Below are 18,187 nucleotides of genomic sequence, written 5' to 3'. Positions count from 1 at the left end.
CTGCACGTCGATGCCCGATCGGCCTGGACCGATCGGGCGGCATTGCGTCGCCTTTAGCTCGCTGTCTGGCCGACGGCTTTTTCCGCCGCCGCTATCTCCGCGGCGCGACGAGCGATGTCGGCACCGATAGGCGGACCCTTGAAGCGCCGCGATTCAATACCGAACCACAGGACCACAAGCAGAATGATCAGGCCGATGGCGTAGTTGATCAGGATGTCGAAGGGCGGTTGGATGCCGGCATACATCAGCACCAGGACGCCGAGCACGGTAACGATGGCGAAAGGCTTCGACCAGACGCCGAGACGGAACGGGCCGAATTCGGTCCAGGTCTTGCCTTCCGCCAGCAGGCCCGCCGCCACCGGCATGGCGTAGGAGACATAGAGGAAGAGAGCGCAGCCCGCCGCCAAAGCTGCGAAAGCCGGCGAATAAAGCGTGGCGGCGATCGACAGCACGACGCCGAGCCAGATGGCAGGCACCGGCGTGCGCCAGGTCGGCGAAACCTGCTTCCACAAGGACGACCCCGGCAGGCCTCCGTCACGCGAGAAGGCGAAGATCATGCGCGAGGTCGACGTCAGTCCGGCCAGAGCGCACAGGTAATTCGACACCACGATGGCGATGCCGAGCAGATCCTTCAGCCAGGTCGGCGCCGGCAGGTTGTTGAACAGGTTGAACCAGGCATTGCCGCCATCCTTGGCGGTCGCCACGAGATCGGGGCTCGCGACGACGAAGGAAACCGCCATGACGAAGCCGAAGATGAGAGACCACAGAACCGCGTGGATCATGCCTCTGGGCACAGCGACGCGCGCATTGTGCGTCTCCTCGGCGGTATGCGCCGAGGCGTCGAAGCCAGTGATCGTGTAAAGCGGATAGAGGAGGCCGATCAGGAAGGCCACGAATGCCGTGCGGGCTGACGGAACGTAGCCGCCGCCAAGATCGCCGGTCGTGTTGACGAAGGTCGTGAACCGCGACAGCTCGAAGCCATGCGCGCCCCAGATCAGGAAGGTCAGTGTCAGCACGACCGCGACAACGAGGATGAGGTAGCCCGAAAAGTCGGTCAGCATCGTCGTCGTCTTGATGCCGAGATGGTTGAACAGGCCCTGGGTGACGGTGATGATGACGACCGCCGTCGTCTGCTGCCAGAAGCCCCAGGTCGACGTGTCCCAACCGAAGATCGGCCCCGCGACCAGTCCCTGGAACAGCAGGTAGACGCCGACATTCACCGAAGCGACGACGAAGATCAGGCCGAGCAGATTGATCCAGGCCGTCGCCCAGCCCCAGCCGCGCCCACCGAGAATCGAGGACCAGTGGTAGAGGCCGCCGGCGGTGGGATAGGCCGAGCCGATCTGGCCGAGCGAAGCCGCGACCACAAGCGCAAAGAGACCGCCGATGATCCAGCCGACGGTCGCCTCGAAACCGCTGCCGGTCCCCATGGCCAGCGGGAACGACGTGATGCCGCCTGCCAGGATACAAATGATCGAGAAGGAGATGGCGAAGTTGGAGAAGCCGCTCATGCGGCGGGCCAATTCCTGGGCATAGCCCATGCTGTGAAGGATTTTTACGTCCTCCGATTTCTCTGCGTGATCCGTTGTCATGTTGGAGTTCCCCTATAGTTCTTGGCTGGCCGTTCGTACTGACTTTCCCATTGTGCGTTGTCGTGAGCCCCTGGCCTCCCCGGGCTCCAGATCAGAAAAGATGCCCGTGAGCAGATCCGCCCATTTCCGCTGCCCGGTCTCGCCGGCGATTTCATCGTTGCGGATTTCGATCATCGCGCAGGCAAGGCCGCGCGAGCGCGCATGCCGCTCCAGCGTGAAATAGACGCGGTCGGCCGGCGAATAGGGTTCGTTGACGCCGACGGTGACGCCGGAAAGCCGCTGCAGCGCCGATATCAGCGGCGCTGCCAGCCTGCGGTCCTCATCATGGATGATGCCGATATGCCAGGGCCGGCTCTTGCCCTTGTAGACCGGCGTGAAGGAGTGCACCGAGACCAGCCGCGTCTCCTGTCCACGCGCAAGCCGGCCGTCGATGATCCCCGCGATCGTGTCGTGGAAAGGACGCCAGGACAGATCCACCCGCGCGGCGCGCTGCTTCTCGGAAAGACCGGCATTGCCGGGAATGACTGTCGTCTCGCTGACCGGTGGAACGAGGTCGGGCGCATCGAGCGGCCTGTTGCAGTCGATAACGAGCCGCGACACGCGGGTCTCGATCAGGGTGGCGTCGAGCGCCTCGGCCATGCGGCTGGCGACGGGCAGCGCGCCCGGGTCCCAGGCGATGTGGCGCGAAAGGTCCGCGGCCGGCAGGCCGAGCGTTCCGAATTCGGCGGGCAGGAAGTTGGAAGCGTGGTCGCAGGTGAAGACGAAGGGACTGGAGCCGCCGGGGTTGGACACCCTTACGGTCTCAGACGGTGCAAGGCTGGCGGGCCGAGCTTTCTCCATATCGTCCCCTGCGGGACACTGTATCTTATGTTACGTATTTTGTCTCATTGCGTCCCTGTGAATGATTTCATACAGTTTGACCGGCTTTGTCAAACGCGAATTCGGGAAAACGGCGGCGGCGGGTCAACGGGTGGGGGAAAACCATGATTTCCAGCATTGCCGAACTGATTTCTGACCGCATCGGGGCGATGCCGGCCGGCGAGCGCCGCGCTGCCCAGACGCTGATTGCCAACTATCCTTTGACCGGGCTGAAGACGGTCGCCGAATTCTCGGCCGCGGCCGGCGTATCCTCGCCGACGATCCTGCGTTTCGTCGCCAGACTGGGTTTCCAGAACTACCCCGAATTCCAGTCGGCACTGCAGGATGAGCTGGCGGCGCAACTGCAGTCGCCGGCCTCGCGCACGCTCAATCCAGGCTCGACCGGCGGCGCTGTCTCGCCGATGCTGGAGGCAACGCTCGACAATTTGCGCGAGACGTTCCGCCACCTCACCGACAAACAGCTGGCCGACATCGCGGCGCGGCTTGCCGAGCGGCGCGGCAAGACCTTCCTCATCGGCGGCCGCTTCACCGATCCGCTGGCGCGCTACATGGCCGCCCATCTCGCCATCATCCAGCCGGATGTCTACCACCTCGCCGGCCAGGAAAGCATCTGGCGCGATCGGCTGATCGACATGGGCAGGCGCGACGTTCTGGTGATCTTCGACATCCGCCGCTACCAGGAAAGTCTCGTCCGCTTCGCCGAAAAGGCGCATCACCGCGGCGTGCAGATCATTCTCTTCACCGACCAGTGGCTGTCGCCGATCGCCCGCTTCGCGCGCCATGTGATCGCCGGGCGCACAGCGGTGCCTTCTGCGTGGGATTCGTCCGCCGCTCTCTTCGTCGTCGCCGAGACACTGATCGGCGCGGTGACGAGGCAATTGGAAGCGGCAGGCGCCAAGCGCATCCGCGAGCTCGAAAGCTTGCGCTAATATTTCGGCCTTCGCGAAAATCCTGACTCACCGCACCAGCCGCCCCTCGATCGACCAGCGCGCGGCCAGGAAATTCAGTACGGCCGCGACCACGACGCCAACGATCTTGGCCGGCCACACGCCGATGGCCCCAGCCAGTGCTGCGATCGAGAGACTGGAAACACCAAGCGAAATCAGCGCTCCCAGCGAGACGAAGCGCAGGAAGGAGTGGTGCAGCCGGATGTCCGGGTCCCGCTCGAACGACCAGAAGCGGTTCGCCACGAAGGAGAAGAGGACCGCAACGAACCAGGCGCCGACATTGGCGGCCAAAGCCGGTACCGCGAGCTTGAGCAGCAGGAAAAATGCGGTGAGGTCGATGCCGGTGTTGACCAGCCCGACCAAGGCGAAGCGAACGATCTTGCTGCCGGTCGAACGCTGCGGCTGACCGGCATTACTCATGCGCCGCCGTCCATGACGCGCACTCCGGCCTTGTCGAGGATGTCGCCGAAAGCCTGCGAGGAAAGAACCGTGTACTCAACCTCGCGCACGGCTTGCATCGGGTCCCGCGCGCGCAAAATGTCGTCGACATGGCCCGGATGGCACATGAACACGCCTTGTTCGGGCAAGGTCTTGATTGCAGCGCGCAGCGTTGAAGCGAACTTCTCAGGCTGCCGCCAGTCATAGATACCGGAAAGCGGCGTCATGACGCTGAAGCCAGCCCGTCGCATCGATCCGTTGAAGCCGGCGGCCAGAGCGGCGACCGCCGCGATCTTGGGCGCCGCCGCATCCATGCCCGGAAGTCCCGGTGCCCCTCTCAGCGCCGGTTTGCGCGCGCTTGCCCCGAACCGCGCAAGCAACCAGTTTCGCACCATGGGAAGAAAATGCACATGCTGGTGTCCGTCGATATAGTCGGGCGGGCCGGCCAGCATTTCGACGAAGCGGCCATATTGCGCGTCGAGTTCGGCGTGAACGTCCCGCTCGTCGATGCGCCCGCGCCGCACCGGCAGCGCAAGGGAAGACAGCCCGGGCAGCTTGCCTTCCGGCGCGAGGCTGGAGGGGCCGGCCGCGGCAATCTGATCTGTAAGGGTCAGATGCAGCCCGATGGCAGCCCTGCCGCGAAAGGGCCTGATGCGCGCCGCCGCCGCCTCCCACTCGGGAAAACCGGTCATGCAGCCGGTTCCGGTCAGGCGGCCGCGCTCGATCAGCTCGAGGATCGCGTCCGACACGCCCGGCGCCAGCCCGTAATCGTCGGCGATCAGGCGGATGGGCCGGGTCATTTGCCGGGGGTGACCTGCTCGGCGGCGTTGCCGTACAGGACATCGCGCACGATGTAGACGGGCCGGTCCTTGCTTTCGCTGAGCGTGACCCAGACATATTCGCCGATCAGGCCGAGCAGCGCCAGGTTGAGGCCGCCCAGCAACACGACGGCGACCATGATGCTTGGATAGCCGGGCACGGCGATACCAAAGAAGAGCACCTCGAAGACCACTTTCACGCCGTAGGCGAGACCGGCAAATGCCGCCAGCAATCCTATGAGGCTGATGATGCGCAGCGGGATCACGGAAAACGAGGTGAACCCTTCGATCGAGAACGCGATCAGGTTGAACCGGCTCCATTTCGACGTGCCGCCGGCGCGGCTTTCCGGCGAATAAAGCACCGCCTTCTGGCGAAAGCCCGCCCAGGCGAACAGGCCCTTGTTGAAACGACGCTTGTCGCGCACGCGGGTCAAGGCACGCGCCACCGCGCCGCGCATGACGCGGAAGTCCCCGGCATTTTCGGGGATATCGAAACGCTGGCTGCTGTTGATCAGCTTGTAGAAAAGCCGCGCCAGCTGGCTGCGCCGCCAGCTTCCCTCGCGCCGGTCGTTCTGCGCAAAAACGACATCGATCTCCGGGTTGTCGACCAGCTCCCCGATCATCTTCAGGCTGATGTCCATGGAATGCTGCAGGTCGGAGTCCATGATCAGGACCAGGTCGCCGCGGGAATGGTCGAGGCCGGCGAGCACCGCCGCTTCCTTGCCGAAATTGCGGCTGAGCCGCACGATCTCCCAGGAGCCGGACAGCGCTGCCGCGAACGTCTCGGCGCTGCCGTCGTGGCTGCCGTCATCGACGAGTATCTTGCGCACCGTCATGCCGAAGCGCTCCGCCACGGCAGCCTCGAGCCTGTCGAGCAGCCCGACGAAGGCGATCGCGGATTCGGCCTCGTTGAAGAACGGCGCGATGACGTCGAGCCTCTCAGCCATGCGCGACGGCTCCCGCGGCCGGCATATTCTGTTTGCCTCGCGCCCAGAACCAGCCGATGAGCAGGCAAGCAACAATGCTGATGCCGATTGGCCAGAACCACGGGTGGAAAAGGTCGTGCAGCCGAGTATCGACACTGGTCAGTCCCGTGACGAGGAGGAGCGCAGCCAGTAACCGTCGCATGATCACGGGTCCTTTCTCCCGCCACAGCAAAGCAATGGACAGGCCTGCCGGCACCGCCACCATGGCATAAGTGTTCTGCTCGACCCGCGGATTGAAGACGCACATATAGGACGCCGCGGTGAGGAAGATGGCCAGACCGCTGACGTTCGGGTCCAACCTGCGGTCGAATTGGAGCACCACCCACAGCGTAAGCGAGCCCGCGACGACGCGCACGATTGTCGCGTCTAATGCCGGGAGCGTCATCCCGAACCTTGTGAAAGGCGCCGTGAAATCGGCCGGGACGAAGGGGCCGGTCGGGTCAACAGTCATCGAAGTGAGCATCCGGAAGAAATCGTAATACTGGGCGTTGATATAGCCTGCGGACGCAAAGCCGTAGGGGATGACGAGCACGACAATCACCGCCAGCGCCAGGACCGGTATCAGCCTGGGACGCAGCGCGCCCGCCAGCAGCAGCATGATGATCGCCGTCGGCTTGGCGGTGATCGCAAGCATGGCCCAGAAGAAGCATTCGGCGCGGCGCCCCTCGAGTGCCGACAGCGTCAGAAACCAGCACGCCCCGGTAAGCAGGATCGTCGCCTGGCCATTGCGAAGCGCTGCCAGCGAAACCGGCAGGGCGAGGAAGAGACCGAAGGACAGGAGCCATGCCTGCTCCTCGCCGCCCACCTTGCGCACCTGGCGCATCGCGGCAAAGGTCAGAACGCCGAATCCGATCATGTGCCACAGCAGATCGCCCACATGCGGCCCAAGCTTCATGAGTGGAATGTAAACCACGGCAAAGGCGGGCGCGTAGAGAAAACCCATGGCAACATGGACTTGGTAAAGAGGGCGCGCGGCGACAAAAGCTTCGCTCCCATTTCTATAGATCGGCACGACCGAATGGGCGCTCGGCGCCCACCAAGTCATGGCAAGGACGACTGCAAAAGCTCCGACCCACAGCAAGAGTCCCAGACGGTCGAAAACCGGCTTGGTAATCACCATAGCGCACCCCGCGTTCCGACCAGGAAGGCTTTCCCATCGCCGCTTGATCTTCAGCGCCGGCCAGATATCACGTCCAAGCGGAATAGAAAATCCGATGCCGGCGCGGGACGCAAAGGATTGGGGAACAGCGGCATTTTTCTGCCGCGCACCAGTTGATCACGGCTTTGTGTTCAAAGGCGTTGGCCGATAAATGCGAGCGGCCGTTTACGGTCTGATAAACACCTTTCCGTTGGGCTTTGCGAGCTCGGCTGGCAGCCGTGCCATCGCCTCGTCCAGCGGCACGACCGCCGTGACGTCGGTCGACCAGCGTCCGTCGGAAAAGCGCTTCTGCGCCTCCAGCACCGCCGGACCCAACCTGTCGCGGAACTGGCGCATCCATTCGGCCAGCCAGAAACCCTCGACGCGTTTGTGCTGGAAGATCAGTTGCCCCGGCTCGCGGATCACCGTCGGCTCGGCGTCAAGCCGGCCATAGACGATCCAGCGCGCGCGTTTCGGCATGGCATTGAAAATACTCGAAGCCAGCGGGCCGGTGACCGCGTCGAGGAAGATGCGCGGCTGCTCGGCCTTCATGGTTTCGCGCAGCACGGCCTCGAAATCCGCCGCCTTCTCATTGAGCACATGGGCGGCGCCGAGGGTCTTCAGCAGTTGGATCTGCTCGTCACGGCGCACGGTGACGATCGGCCGGAAACCTTCCTCCTTCGCCAGCCCGATGATCAGCTTGCAGAGCTGGCTGGCGCCGGCGGTCATGATGAAGGCCTTTTCGCCCTCCTGCTTGACGATGTCGAACATGGCCAAGGCGGTCAGTGGGTTGACGATCATCGCGGCGCCGTCCTCGTCGCGCACCGTGTCGATCAGCGGGATGCAGGACGCGGCCTCGGCAACGGCATAATCCGCCCAGGCGCCCCAGTTCGACACGCCGGTGGCGAAGGCGACCCGCTTTCCCGCCAGGCTCCTGGCATAGGGATCATCGCCGGTGGCGACGACGACGCCGACGCCTTCAAAGCCCGCCGGACGGCCCTTGACCCGCGGCTGGCCGTACTGGCCCTTGATGAAGGCGATATCGGAGGGGTTGATCGAGGCGAGGCTGACCTTGATCAGCGCCTGTGTCGGCCCGGGCACCGGCACGGCTATGCTGCCGGGCTCAAGGTAAGGCTCCATCGCCTCCAGCGCGGCCGCGGAAGGCGTCTTCGTATAGCCGTCGCCGACAAGCAGCAGACCCCGCATTTGCGATGGAAGCGTCATGGCTGTCAGACCTTTTCCTGCGTGTATTTCTTCAGTTCCGTGCGCGCCACCTGGCGCCGGTGCACCGCGTCCGGCCCGTCGGCCAGCCGCAGCGTCCTCAAATGCGTCCAGGAGCGGGCAAGCGGCGTATCCTGGCTGATGCCTTGCGCGCCGAACATCTGCACCGCCTCGTCGGTGACCTTCAGCGCGACGCGGGGTGCCACGACCTTGATCTGGCTGATCCAGGGCGCCGCCGCGCGGGCGTCTCCCTGGTCGATCATCCACGCAGCCTTCAGGCATAAGAGCCGCGCCATCTCGATCTCCATCCGGCATTCGGCGATGATGTCGAAATTGGCGCCGAGCTTGGCCAGCGACTGGCCGAAGGCCTCGCGCCGCACCGAGCGCTGGCACAGCATCTCCAGCGCCATCTCGGCCTGGCCGATGGCGCGCATGCAGTGATGGATGCGGCCCGGCCCCAGCCGCCCCTGCGCGATCTCGAAGCCCCTGCCCTCGCCGAGGATCAGGTTCGCCGCCGGCACCCGCACATTGTCGAATCTCAGATGCATATGGCCATGCGGGGCGTCGTCGTCGCCATAGACCTGCATCGGCCGCAGCTTGGTGATGCCCTTGCTGTCGGAGGGCACCAGGATCATGGAGTGCCGGCGATGCTGAGGTTCCTCGTCCGATCCGGTCCTGACCATGACGATATAGATGGCGCAGCGCGGGTCACCCGCGCCCGACGCCCACCATTTCTCGCCGTTAAGCACATAGTCGCCGCCCTGCCGCTCGCAGCGCATCGAGATGTTCGTCGCATCCGAGGAGGCGACGTCCGGCTCGGTCATCAGATAGGCCGAGCGTATCCGGCCCTCCAGCAGCGGCTCCAGCCAGTCCCGCTTGTGCGCCTCCGAGCCGTAACGCTCCAGCACCTCCATGTTGCCGGTGTCGGGTGCCGAGCAGTTGAAGGTCTCCGCACCAAGATTCGCCTTGCCCATCTCCTCCGCCAGATAGGCATATTCGACGGTGGAAAGACCGTAGCCGCGCTTGGAATCGGTCAGCCAGAAGTTCCACAACCCACGCTCCCGCGCCTTCTTCTTCAAGCCTTCGAGGATCTCGGTCTGCCTGGCGGTGTAGGCCCAGCGGTCGCCCTCCTTGCCGATTTCGGCCAGAAACTCCTCGCCGAGCGGCGCGATCTCGTCGCGAACCATCGCCGCCACACGCTGGTGGATCGGCTTCAGCCGCTCGGTCATGCCGAGATTCATGTCCGCCATCGCTTCCGGTCCCTTTCGCAGATAAATCTTTACCCGTGGCAAGGATGACCGTACTTCGGCTAGCCTTGTCAACGCGAGTCCCTCGCCGGTCTGATCGAGGGTGCGGAGGAACGCAATGAGCTATCTGGACAAGCTGTTCTCGGTCGCCGGCAAGACCGCGCTGGTGACGGGCGCGGCGACCGGCATCGGCCGCATGGTTGCGACCGGTCTGGTGCGCGCCGGCGCTCATGTGATGATCGCCTCGCGCAAGGGTGAGGATTGCGCCAAGGTCGCCAACGAATTGAATGCGCTCGGCGGCTCCGGCCAGGCCGAGGGCTTTGCCGGCGACGTGTCCAGCGAAGCGGGCATCGCCGCTCTGGTCGCCGAGGTCAAGGCGCGCACGGAGCGCCTGCATATCCTGGTCAACAATGCCGGCATTTCCTGGGGCGCGCCGCTGCAGGATTTCCCTTACCATGCCTGGGCCAAGGTGTTTGGCGTCAACGTCACCGCTGTCTTCCACCTGACCAGAGAACTCTTGCCGCTGCTCGATGCCGCGGCAAGCGACGAGGACCCGGCCCGCGTGATCAATCTCGGCTCGGTGATGGGCACCCAACCGCTGGCCGACGATGCCTATTCCTACGCGGCTTCGAAAGCGGCGGTGCATCATCTGACGCGCACACTGGCAATCGAGTTCGCCGCCCGCCGCATCACCGTCAACGCCTTTGCGCCCGGTCCTTTCCACAGCCGCATGACGGCCTTCGCCACCGCGACCGAGGAACAGGCGAAACATGTTGGTAACCATGTTCCGCTCGGCCGCATCGGCGTGGCGGATGACATTGCCGGCGCAACGCTTTATTTGTGCAGCCGTGCCGGAAGCTATGTCACCGGCGCCATCCTGCCGATCGACGGCGGCCAGTCGGTGCAGCATGGAATGACTTTGTTCAAGGAGTAAGTCGCCCGATTCAGGGAATCGGGCGGGGTTCAAGGAATAAGACTCCCGGTTCAAGAAATCCGGGCGGGGGTGCGGAGGACATGAGCGTGGAACCGATCAGTCTCGATACGCTTCTGGCAAGCGTCGGCAAGGAGGTCGGCGTCTCGCCCTGGCGAACGGTGACGCAGCGCATGATCGACCAGTTCGCCGATGCGACCGACGACCACCAGTTCATCCATTGCGATCCGGAGCGCGCCGAGCGCGAGACGCCGTTCGGCGGCACCATCGCGCATGGTTTCCTGTCGCTGTCGCTTTTGTCGGCGATGACCTTCGAGACCATGCCGCCGCTCGAAAACACCAAGATGGGCGTCAACCACGGCTTCGATACGCTGCGCTTCCTGGCGCCGGTGAAGACGGGCTCCCGCATCCGCACCCGCTTCGTGCTGGCGGACGTCAAGGTGCGGCCATCCGGCTGGGTGCAGACGGCGCATGACGTGACCATCGAGATCGAAGGCTCGAAGAAGCCGGCACTGACGGCGCGTTGGCTGACCTTGACGCTGATCGAGCGTCAACCCGAGAACGTATGAGCGGCGACGCCGGCGCCTTAGACCGGGCGGCGCTTGCGCCCTATCTCAAGGCGCATATTCCGGGTTTTGCCGGCCTTTCCGCGATTGAAAAATTCAAGTCCGGACAGTCCAATCCGACCTATCTGTTGACTGCAGCCAGCGGCCGCTATGTGTTGCGCGCAAAGCCGCCCGGACAATTGCTGAAATCCGCGCACCAGGTCGACCGCGAATTCCGGGTTATGCTGGCGCTTGCCGGCACGGTTGTGCCGGTGCCGCGCATGCTGCATCTCTCGGGCGAGGAATCGCCGATCGGCCGCATGTTCTACGTCATGGAGTATCTCGACGGTCGTATCTTCTGGGATCCGTCACTGCCTGACGCCTCCGGCAATGACGAGCGCGCGGCGATCTACGATGCCATGAATGCCACGCTCGCCGCCCTGCACGATGTCGATGTTGGCGCCATCGGCCTTGGCGATTTCGGCAAGCCCGGCAGCTATTTCGAGCGCCAGCTCGCGCGCTGGACCGGCCAATACCGGGCCTCCGAAACGGAAACCATAGCCGATATCGACAGGTTGGTCGCGTGGCTCGAGACCCATATGCCGGCCGATGACGGCCGCGTTTCGCTTGTCCATGGCGACTACCGGCTGGACAACATGATGTTCGCGCTTGATGCGCCGAAAGTCATCGCGGTGCTCGACTGGGAGCTGTCGACGCTCGGCCACCCTTTCGCCGACCTCGCCTATCAATGCATGCAATGGCGGCTGCCGCATGCCTCGGGCTTTCGCGGCCTCGGCGGCGTCGACCGCGCCGCCGTCGGCCTGCCGTCCGAGGAGGCCTATGTCGCAGCCTATTGCAAGCGGCGCGGCATCGGGAAGATCGACAACTGGACCTTCTTCCTGGCCTTCTCATTCTTCAGGCTTGCGGCGATCTGCCAGGGCGTCTATCGCCGCGCGCTGGACGGCAATGCCTCCAATCCCGAGAAGGCCAAGACCTACGGAGAGGCCGTCAAACTGCTTGCGGCGCTGGCAGTGGAACTGATCGACAAGAAGAGCTAAAGCGGAGAGCGGATAAATGGGCCGTTTCAACGGGGCGACCGTCCTCATCACCGGCGCGACGGGAGGCCTCGGCAGCGGCGCGGCAAAGGCCTTTGCCGCCGAGGGCGCGCGCCTGGTTCTTTCCGACCTCAACGAGGCCGCGCTTGCCGATTTCGCCGCAACCCTCGATGCCGAGACGGCGACCCTTGCCGGCAACATCGCCGATGAGAAGCTCTCGCAGGATCTTGTGCAACTGGCCGTCGAAAAATTCGGCCGGCTCGATATCGCCGTCAACAATGCCGGGATCGTGCACGACTTCGTGCGCCTGCCGCAGGTCACATCCGAGGAGGCGCGCCGCGTAATCGAGGTCGACCTGCTCGGCGTCTTCTATGCCATGAAGCACCAGATCCCTCAGATGGCGCGCCAGTTCAGGGAAAGCGGCAAGGGCGGCGTCATCGTCAACATCGCCTCGGTCGCCGGTCTCTCCGGCGCGCCCAAGCTTTCGGTCTATGCCGCCGCCAAGCATGGCGTCGTCGGGCTGACCCGCTCGGCGGCGGTCGAATACGCCAGCAAGGGGATTCGCATCAACGCGGTCTGCCCGGCGCATACGCGCACGGCGATGGTCGACGGATTCGTCCGCTTCAGCGGAGCGCCTGAAACCGAAGCGCTTGCCGAGCTCACGCGCGGCGTGCCGATGAAGCGTGTCGGCGAGGTCGACGAGATCACCACCGGCATCCTGTTCCTCGCCGACCCCGCCAATTCCTTCATGACCGGCCATGCCCTGGCGCTCGACGGCGGAATCGGGGCGATCTGAGCAATTCCAGGAAAAGTGGCTTTGCGGTTTTCCGTCCGGAATTGCGTCTAACAAAGAGCAATTCCAGGAAAAGTGCCTTGCGGTTTTCCGTCCGGAATTGCGTCTAACAAAGAGCAATTCCAGGAAAAGTGCTTGCGGTTTTCCGTTCTGAATTGCGTTGAAACAGAGGTTGGAGCGCACGCAAGGGAACCAGCCTGCTCTCTTGTCCGTTTCCGTACAGCGTATATAATTTCGTCAGGCAACCAACGATAAAAGGCAGCGGACATTGACGCTGAGCGTTCAGAAACGCCGCGAAAAGCAGAAGGCGGAGCTTCGCTCCGAACTCGTCGCGGCAGCTCACAAGCTGGTGCAGGAAGAAGGCTACGAAGGCCTGACCATTCGTAAGCTCGCCAAGCGCGTCGGCTATGCGCCGATGTCGGTCTATTCCTATTTTGCCGACAAGCAGGACATCCTGTTCGCGCTCGCCGAGGACGCCTTCGAAACGCTGGCCCGTCGCATCGAGGAACACCCCGCCGACGACCCGGTCGAGGCGCTCAAGGCGGTGATGACCGAATACGCCGCCTTCGGGCTCGGCAATCCCAACGAATACCGCACCGTCTTCATGACCGAGAAAACGCGTCTGCCGGAAGGCCGCAGCTACGAGGACATGGAAGAGGGCAATCCGGCCATGAAGGTGCTGATCAAGCGGGTCGAGGCCTGCGTCGCCGCCGGCAAGCTCAAGGGCGACCCGCGCGCGATCGCCACCATGCTGTGGACCGTCGGCCACGGCACGATCTCGCTGCTGATCACCTTTCCGTTTTATCCTTTCGGCGACCCCGAGGCCTATGTGAAGCGCATGTGCAATTTCATGGTGGCCTCGCTATCGGCGCAGGACATTCCACCGCTCACCGAAACACCGGTCGACTGCTGACCGGCGTTTGCGCCGCTTTTCCGTGATGCCGACCGCTTGGATTCGCGGCGACGAATTCTTACGTTCAAGAAAAGTTGTCGTACGCGTACAAATTCCCTCTTGAATTCGGCTTCCGTTAACCGTATGTGTACGTTGTATCGTACATGTACGAACTGGAGACGGAAAATGAAGAAGACCATCCTCACCTTCGCCGCCGTTCTGGCGTTCTCGGGGGCCGCCTTTGCCGGCGCGAGCCAGCCGGCCAAGCATGCCCCGGCTGCTTGCACCCAGACCAACGCCAATGTGGCCCTCGATTGCACTGCGACCGGCTCCGTCGAAAAGGCGGACACCAGCAAGACCCAGCCGAAGAGCCCTAAGCTTGGCATCGACGTCAACCCGTGGTTCGTGCCCGGCCTGTAAGCGCTACTGGTAAGATTTCAAACGAAAACGGGCGGCACTTGGCCGCCCTTTTTCGTTTTGCCTCTCGCCCCGAGCAATCTGCCCGAGCCTATTTCTTGCGCGGTTTCGTTCCCGTCACGGTCTTGGCCGGCTTTGCCGGCCCTCCGGGGATAGAAGTGCTCGTGATCGACACCGGGTCGCTGGCCGGAAATGTGTCCTCGAGGCCTTCCTCGAGTTCTTCTTCTTCGATCTCGCGCTGCTTTTCGAGCTCCAGTGAGCGGACGGCCGGAGTCTTCTTGGGCGATTTCGGCGCGGTTTTGAACGGCATCGGCAATCTCCTCGCAAGCCGCGGAAACGGGCCGGACCAGCGATGGTTCCCCGCACCAATCGCTGCGAGGATCAGTTCGCCGCGTCGCTCGCCGCTTCCGACAGCAAAGTAAAGACATAGTCCGAGAAGGAACGCCAGCATTCCACGCGGAACGCATCGGCCGCGGTGCGCAGCAGCACGATCTCGGATTTGCCCAAGATGGTGCGCGAGGCCGCACCCGCCGGGAAAGCCTCGAGCGACAGGTCCTGCGGACAACCCGAATTGACCGTCACGGCGGCCGCTGGTCCGGCAACCGAAATCCCAACATTGCGGTGCGAGATGCCGACCGCTGAATGCAGCGCGGTCACCTTGGCGCAGTCGGCGAGCGGATCATTGCCGGCCTCGTCGATGATCATCCATTCGTCCGGGCCGAGCCACAGCGCGGTGCGCCCGTCGTTCATGGCCGAGGTCTTCGGCTTGACCGGCAGCGTCACGCCGAGCGCCTTGGAGAGCGCGGCGATCGAAGCCTGCGGCGCGCGCAGCGAGATGCGTTCGGCCGGCGGCAGCATCTCCACCTTCACGCCGGGCGCCGACAGCGTGCGGCCGGCAAGCGCAGGACGCCGTTCGACGGAAGCGGATGCGGCAGCTTTTGTCTTGGCGGCAGCCTTAGCCATTGAGGCGTTCTCCCTTCTCGTCGACGAACACCATGCCGGTGACTTCCACCTCGATCGTGCCGTTCGGCATCGGCACATAGAGCGTCTGGCCCATGCGGTCGCGGCCACCGGCGACCAGCGCCAGCGCGATCGAACGGCCGCAATTCTCCGACCAGTAGCTGGAGGTGACGTGGCCGATCATCTTCATCGGGATCGGCTGCTTCGGATCCGCGACAATCTGCGCGCCCTCTTCCAGCACGACCTTCGGGTCCTTGGTCTTCAGCCCGACAAGCTGCTTGCGGCCCTTGGCCACCAGGTCCGGCCGGGTCAGGCCGCGGATGCCGACGAAGTCGGTCTTCTTCTTGCCGACCGCCCAGTCGAGCCCGGCATCGTTCGGCGTCACCGTGCCGTCGGTATCCTGACCGACGATGATGTAGCCCTTCTCGGCGCGCAGCACGTGCATCGTCTCGGTGCCGTAGGCGGTCGCGCCATGCTTCTGGCCCTCGGCCCACAGCGCTTCCCACACAGCCTCGCCGTAGTCGGCCGGCACATTGACCTCGAAGCCACGCTCGCCGGTGAAGGACATGCGGAACAGCCTTGTCGGCACGCCGCAGATCTTGCCCTCGCGCACCGACATATGCGGCATTCCCTCGTCCGACATATCGATGCCTTCGACCAGCGGCGCGATGATGTCGCGCGACTTCGGCCCTTGCACCGCGATCACCGCCCATTGCTCGGTGATCGAGGTCAGCCAGACATTGAGATGCGGGAACTCGGTCTGGAGGTAATCCTCCATATGATTCATGACACGCGGCGCGCCGCCCGTGGTCGTCGTCACGTGGAAACGGTCCGGCGCCAACCTGCCGACGACACCGTCGTCATAGATGAAGCCGTCCTCGCGCAGCATGATGCCGTAGCGGCAGCGGCCGGTTTCCAGCTTCTCCCACGGATTGGTGTAAAGCAGCTCCATGAACTTTGCCGCGTCCGGCCCGACCACCTCGATCTTGCCGAGCGTCGAGGCGTCGAACAGCCCGCCCACTTTTCGCACCGTCACGCATTCGCGGTTGACGGCGGCATGCATGTCCTCGCCGGCCTTGGGGAAATACCAGGCGCGCTTCCAGTGGCCGACATCCTCGAACACCGCACCTTGGCGTGCCGCCCAGCCATGCGTCGCCGTGCGCCGGGTCGGGTCGAACAGCGCGCCGCGCGCGTGCCCGACGATCGAACCGAAGGTCACCGGCGTATAGGGCGCGCGGAACGTAGTGAGGCCGACCTGCGGGATCGGCTTGCCAAGCTCCTCGGCGGCGATCGCCAGGCCATGCATGTTGGACGTCTTGCCCTGGTCGGTCGCCATGCCGTTGGTGGTGAAGCGCTTGACGTGCTCGATCGAATGCATGCCTTCATGCACCGCCTGGCGGATGTCCTTGGCGGTGACGTCGTTCTGGAAATCGACGAAGGCCTTGACCGTGGTGCCCGGCCCGGCGCCGGGGGCGGCGCCCAGCATGCCGCGCGACCAGCTCTCGCCGGCATCGACCTTCGGCTTGGCGCTCTTCCCGGCCTTGCCGCCGGCTTCCTTCGCCGCCTTGGCTCCGGCCGCATAGGCCTCGTCGACCGTTGCGTCCAGCCCATCGGTGCCATTGCAGGCGCCGACCGAGATGCAATCCTGCGCGTAGGTGCCGGGCACGAAGCGCCTGGTCTCATCGTTGAAGGCGACCTTGCCGCGCGACTGGGAGAACAGATGCACCGACGGCGTCCAGCCGGCCGACATCAGGATCGCGTCGACCGGGATGGTGCGTCCGCCGCCGCCATTTTTCGGCTGCACGGTCATGGATGACACGCGCAGCTTGCCGCCGGCACTCACCACCGCGCGGCCGAAATTGATCTCGATGCCGAGCGCCCTCGCCTCGTCGATCACCGGTCCCGATGGATTGTCGCGCAGGTCGACGATGGCCGCGATGTTGACGCCGGCCTTCTTGAGGTCGATCGCCGCTGCATAGGCGGAATCGTTGGCCGTATAGACGCCGACATTCCTGCCCACCGCGACGCCATAGTGGTTGAGATAGGTGCGCGCGGCGGACGCCAGCATCACGCCAGGACGGTCGTTGTTGGCGAACACCATGTGCCGCTCGATGGCGCCGGTGGCGATGACGACGCGATTGGCGCGAACCTGCCACAGACGTTCGCGCGCCAGGTCGCGGCCCGGGCTCTTGAGATGGTCGCTGACCCGCTCGACCAGGCCAACGAAATTCTGCGCGTAATAACCAAAGGCCGTGGTGCGGGAGAGCACCCGCACATTGTCCATAGCCTTGAGCTTCGCGATCGCGCCTTGAGCCCATGCGTAGCCTTGCTGGCCGTCGATCCTGGCGCCGCTCTCGAAGCGCAGGCTGCCACCGAATTCGGCCTGTTCGTCGGCGAGGATCACCCGCACGCCCGTTTCGGCGGCGGCAAGGGCAGCTGCAATGCCGGCAGCGCCGCCGCCCAGCACCAGCACCTCGCAATGCGCATAGCGCGCGGCATAGTGATCCGGATCCGGCTTCTCTGGCGAAACGCCGAGGCCCGCGGCGGCGCGGATCTTCGGCTCGTAGAGATCCTTCCAGGCCCATTTCGGCCACATGAAGGTCTTGTAGTAGAAGCCGGCCGAGAACATCGGCGATGCAAGGTCGTTGACCGCGCCGACGTCGAAGGCGAGCGACGGCCAGCGGTTCTGCGAATTGGCGGTCAGCCCGTCATAGAGCTCCTGGACGGTGGCGCGAACGTTCGGCGTCTTGCGCGCATCGTCGCGCACGATCTGCACCAGCGCGTTGGGCTCCTCCGCGCCGGCCGACAGGAAGCCGCGCGGCCGGTGGTACTTGAAGGAACGGCCGACCAGATGCACGCCGTTGGCAAGCAGCGCCGAGGCCAGCGTGTCGCCCTCGATGCCGGTGTAGGACTTGTCGTCGAAGCTGAACGAGGCGGTCTTCGCCTGGCTGAGGCGCCCGGCGCCTGAAATGCGGAACATGGCGTTCATTTCGCGGCTCCAGGCAGCTTCGCGGGCTTCGGCTCGCCGGCCTTGTAGGTCATGACGAACTTGTCGGTGACGGTGTCGCGAACCGCGTTGAAGAAGCGCGCGCAGCCATGGATATGCCGCCAGCGCTCGTAGATGACTCCCTTCGGATTCGCGCGGATGAAGAAGAATTTCTCGAAATCGTCGTCGCTCTCGGCGGCAATGTTGGTGGGGCGCGCGATATGCGCCTCGCCGGCATTGCGGAACTCGAGTTCCGGGCGCTCTTCCTCGCAATAGGGGCAGCGGATGAGAAGCATCTGGGTGATCCTAAAACCTGTCGTGGCCGACGCGCGCGCCGGCCGG

Annotated in this window: 19 protein-coding genes; 7 read left to right on the top strand and 12 right to left on the bottom strand. The window is 64.2% G+C overall.

Features of this window, described 5'->3' with window-relative positions; translation table 11 throughout:
• Positions 1 to 53: 53 nt before the first annotated feature.
• Both DPM35_RS06420 and DPM35_RS06415 read right to left on the bottom strand, forming a co-directional pair.
• Complete coding sequence (locus tag DPM35_RS06420) at positions 54 to 1,592, bottom strand: amino acid permease (RefSeq protein ID WP_112126479.1); 1,539 nt, start codon at positions 1,590 to 1,592, stop codon at positions 54 to 56.
• 12 nt (positions 1,593 to 1,604) lie between these two features.
• Positions 1,605 to 2,432, bottom strand: coding sequence for an N-formylglutamate amidohydrolase (locus DPM35_RS06415; protein WP_112126478.1), 828 nt, complete (start codon positions 2,430 to 2,432; stop codon positions 1,605 to 1,607).
• A 143-nt stretch (positions 2,433 to 2,575) separates the two neighbouring features.
• On the opposite strand from DPM35_RS06415, the gene DPM35_RS06410 reads away from it, so the two are divergent.
• Positions 2,576 to 3,400, top strand: coding sequence for a MurR/RpiR family transcriptional regulator (locus DPM35_RS06410; RefSeq protein WP_112126477.1), 825 nt, complete (start codon positions 2,576 to 2,578; stop codon positions 3,398 to 3,400).
• A 27-nt stretch (positions 3,401 to 3,427) separates the two neighbouring features.
• On the opposite strand, the gene DPM35_RS06405 is transcribed toward DPM35_RS06410, so the two are convergent.
• The 6 genes from DPM35_RS06405 to DPM35_RS06380 all read right to left on the bottom strand — a co-directional run bounded on the left by DPM35_RS06405 (position 3,428) and on the right by DPM35_RS06380 (position 9,269).
• On the bottom strand, positions 3,428 to 3,838 hold the full coding sequence (locus DPM35_RS06405) for a GtrA family protein (RefSeq protein WP_112126476.1): 411 nt from the start codon (positions 3,836 to 3,838) through the stop codon (positions 3,428 to 3,430).
• On the bottom strand, positions 3,835 to 4,656 hold the full coding sequence (locus DPM35_RS06400) for a ChbG/HpnK family deacetylase (protein WP_112126475.1): 822 nt from the start codon (positions 4,654 to 4,656) through the stop codon (positions 3,835 to 3,837). The genes DPM35_RS06405 and DPM35_RS06400 overlap by 4 nt, the downstream gene beginning before the upstream one ends.
• A complete protein-coding gene (locus DPM35_RS06395) occupies positions 4,653 to 5,621 on the bottom strand; it encodes a glycosyltransferase family 2 protein (protein ID WP_112126474.1) in 969 nt (322 codons plus the stop codon). The genes DPM35_RS06400 and DPM35_RS06395 overlap by 4 nt, the downstream gene beginning before the upstream one ends.
• Positions 5,614 to 6,780: a glycosyltransferase 87 family protein gene (locus DPM35_RS06390; protein WP_112126473.1), complete on the bottom strand. Its 1,167-nt coding sequence runs from the start codon at positions 6,778 to 6,780 to the stop codon at positions 5,614 to 5,616. The genes DPM35_RS06395 and DPM35_RS06390 overlap by 8 nt, the downstream gene beginning before the upstream one ends.
• A gap of 204 nt (positions 6,781 to 6,984) precedes the next feature.
• On the bottom strand, positions 6,985 to 8,022 hold the full coding sequence (locus DPM35_RS06385; protein ID WP_112126472.1) for a zinc-binding dehydrogenase: 1,038 nt from the start codon (positions 8,020 to 8,022) through the stop codon (positions 6,985 to 6,987).
• Positions 8,023 to 8,027: 5 nt separating this feature from the next.
• Positions 8,028 to 9,269, bottom strand: coding sequence for an acyl-CoA dehydrogenase family protein (locus tag DPM35_RS06380; RefSeq protein ID WP_112126471.1), 1,242 nt, complete (start codon positions 9,267 to 9,269; stop codon positions 8,028 to 8,030).
• A gap of 115 nt (positions 9,270 to 9,384) precedes the next feature.
• On the opposite strand from DPM35_RS06380, the gene DPM35_RS06375 reads away from it, so the two are divergent.
• From DPM35_RS06375 to DPM35_RS06350, 6 genes are all read left to right on the top strand, one after another.
• Positions 9,385 to 10,200 carry an SDR family oxidoreductase gene (locus tag DPM35_RS06375; RefSeq protein WP_112126470.1) on the top strand — a complete coding sequence of 272 codons (816 nt, stop codon included), beginning with the start codon at positions 9,385 to 9,387 and terminating at the stop codon, positions 10,198 to 10,200.
• 80 nt (positions 10,201 to 10,280) lie between these two features.
• Positions 10,281 to 10,766 (top strand): MaoC family dehydratase, encoded by a 486-nt coding sequence (locus tag DPM35_RS06370; protein ID WP_281004572.1) that lies wholly within the window; start codon positions 10,281 to 10,283, stop codon positions 10,764 to 10,766.
• Positions 10,763 to 11,800, top strand: coding sequence for a phosphotransferase (locus DPM35_RS06365; RefSeq protein WP_112126469.1), 1,038 nt, complete (start codon positions 10,763 to 10,765; stop codon positions 11,798 to 11,800). Before DPM35_RS06370 ends, DPM35_RS06365 begins: the two co-directional genes overlap by 4 nt.
• A 16-nt stretch (positions 11,801 to 11,816) precedes the next feature.
• Positions 11,817 to 12,593, top strand: coding sequence for an SDR family NAD(P)-dependent oxidoreductase (locus DPM35_RS06360; protein WP_112126468.1), 777 nt, complete (start codon positions 11,817 to 11,819; stop codon positions 12,591 to 12,593).
• 265 nt (positions 12,594 to 12,858) lie between these two features.
• Positions 12,859 to 13,503 (top strand): TetR/AcrR family transcriptional regulator, encoded by a 645-nt coding sequence (locus DPM35_RS06355; RefSeq protein ID WP_112126467.1) that lies wholly within the window; start codon positions 12,859 to 12,861, stop codon positions 13,501 to 13,503.
• Positions 13,504 to 13,668: 165 nt separating this feature from the next.
• On the top strand, positions 13,669 to 13,902 hold the full coding sequence (locus DPM35_RS06350) for a DUF680 domain-containing protein (protein ID WP_112126466.1): 234 nt from the start codon (positions 13,669 to 13,671) through the stop codon (positions 13,900 to 13,902).
• 88 nt (positions 13,903 to 13,990) lie between these two features.
• Here DPM35_RS06350 and DPM35_RS06345 read toward each other — a convergent pair whose 3' ends face one another.
• From DPM35_RS06345 to DPM35_RS06330, 4 genes are all read right to left on the bottom strand, one after another.
• Complete coding sequence (locus DPM35_RS06345; RefSeq protein WP_112126465.1) at positions 13,991 to 14,209, bottom strand: hypothetical protein; 219 nt, start codon at positions 14,207 to 14,209, stop codon at positions 13,991 to 13,993.
• Positions 14,210 to 14,280: 71 nt separating this feature from the next.
• Positions 14,281 to 14,862, bottom strand: coding sequence for a sarcosine oxidase subunit gamma (locus DPM35_RS06340; protein WP_112126464.1), 582 nt, complete (start codon positions 14,860 to 14,862; stop codon positions 14,281 to 14,283).
• Positions 14,855 to 17,848, bottom strand: coding sequence for a sarcosine oxidase subunit alpha (locus tag DPM35_RS06335; RefSeq protein WP_112126463.1), 2,994 nt, complete (start codon positions 17,846 to 17,848; stop codon positions 14,855 to 14,857). The genes DPM35_RS06340 and DPM35_RS06335 overlap by 8 nt, the downstream gene beginning before the upstream one ends.
• Complete coding sequence (locus DPM35_RS06330; protein WP_112126462.1) at positions 17,845 to 18,141, bottom strand: sarcosine oxidase subunit delta; 297 nt, start codon at positions 18,139 to 18,141, stop codon at positions 17,845 to 17,847. Before DPM35_RS06330 ends, DPM35_RS06335 begins: the two co-directional genes overlap by 4 nt.
• Positions 18,142 to 18,187: the final 46 nt, after the last annotated feature.

It is taken from the genome of Mesorhizobium atlanticum (assembly GCF_003289965.1).
In the GTDB taxonomy this organism is placed as follows: domain Bacteria; phylum Pseudomonadota; class Alphaproteobacteria; order Rhizobiales; family Rhizobiaceae; genus Mesorhizobium; species Mesorhizobium atlanticum.
The sequence above is the reverse complement of the archived record's forward strand: the minus strand, read 5'-3'. Positions and strand labels throughout refer to the sequence as shown.

Bases quoted from the DNA above. Each gene is read 5' to 3' on its own strand.
- DPM35_RS06420 (WP_112126479.1), bottom strand. From the start codon at position 1,592: ATGACAACGGATCACGCAGAGAAATCGGAGGACGTAAAAATCCTTCAC.
- DPM35_RS06415 (WP_112126478.1), bottom strand. From the start codon at position 2,432: ATGGAGAAAGCTCGGCCCGCCAGCCTTGCACCGTCTGAGACCGTAAGG.
- DPM35_RS06410 (WP_112126477.1), top strand. From the start codon at position 2,576: ATGATTTCCAGCATTGCCGAACTGATTTCTGACCGCATCGGGGCGATG.
- DPM35_RS06405 (WP_112126476.1), bottom strand. From the start codon at position 3,838: ATGAGTAATGCCGGTCAGCCGCAGCGTTCGACCGGCAGCAAGATCGTT.
- DPM35_RS06400 (WP_112126475.1), bottom strand. From the start codon at position 4,656: ATGACCCGGCCCATCCGCCTGATCGCCGACGATTACGGGCTGGCGCCG.
- DPM35_RS06395 (WP_112126474.1), bottom strand. From the start codon at position 5,621: ATGGCTGAGAGGCTCGACGTCATCGCGCCGTTCTTCAACGAGGCCGAA.
- DPM35_RS06390 (WP_112126473.1), bottom strand. From the start codon at position 6,780: ATGGTGATTACCAAGCCGGTTTTCGACCGTCTGGGACTCTTGCTGTGG.
- DPM35_RS06385 (WP_112126472.1), bottom strand. From the start codon at position 8,022: ATGACGCTTCCATCGCAAATGCGGGGTCTGCTGCTTGTCGGCGACGGC.
- DPM35_RS06380 (WP_112126471.1), bottom strand. From the start codon at position 9,269: ATGGCGGACATGAATCTCGGCATGACCGAGCGGCTGAAGCCGATCCAC.
- DPM35_RS06375 (WP_112126470.1), top strand. From the start codon at position 9,385: ATGAGCTATCTGGACAAGCTGTTCTCGGTCGCCGGCAAGACCGCGCTG.
- DPM35_RS06370 (WP_281004572.1), top strand. From the start codon at position 10,281: ATGAGCGTGGAACCGATCAGTCTCGATACGCTTCTGGCAAGCGTCGGC.
- DPM35_RS06365 (WP_112126469.1), top strand. From the start codon at position 10,763: ATGAGCGGCGACGCCGGCGCCTTAGACCGGGCGGCGCTTGCGCCCTAT.
- DPM35_RS06360 (WP_112126468.1), top strand. From the start codon at position 11,817: ATGGGCCGTTTCAACGGGGCGACCGTCCTCATCACCGGCGCGACGGGA.
- DPM35_RS06350 (WP_112126466.1), top strand. From the start codon at position 13,669: ATGAAGAAGACCATCCTCACCTTCGCCGCCGTTCTGGCGTTCTCGGGG.
- DPM35_RS06345 (WP_112126465.1), bottom strand. From the start codon at position 14,209: ATGCCGTTCAAAACCGCGCCGAAATCGCCCAAGAAGACTCCGGCCGTC.
- DPM35_RS06340 (WP_112126464.1), bottom strand. From the start codon at position 14,862: ATGGCTAAGGCTGCCGCCAAGACAAAAGCTGCCGCATCCGCTTCCGTC.
- DPM35_RS06335 (WP_112126463.1), bottom strand. From the start codon at position 17,848: ATGAACGCCATGTTCCGCATTTCAGGCGCCGGGCGCCTCAGCCAGGCG.
- DPM35_RS06330 (WP_112126462.1), bottom strand. From the start codon at position 18,141: ATGCTTCTCATCCGCTGCCCCTATTGCGAGGAAGAGCGCCCGGAACTC.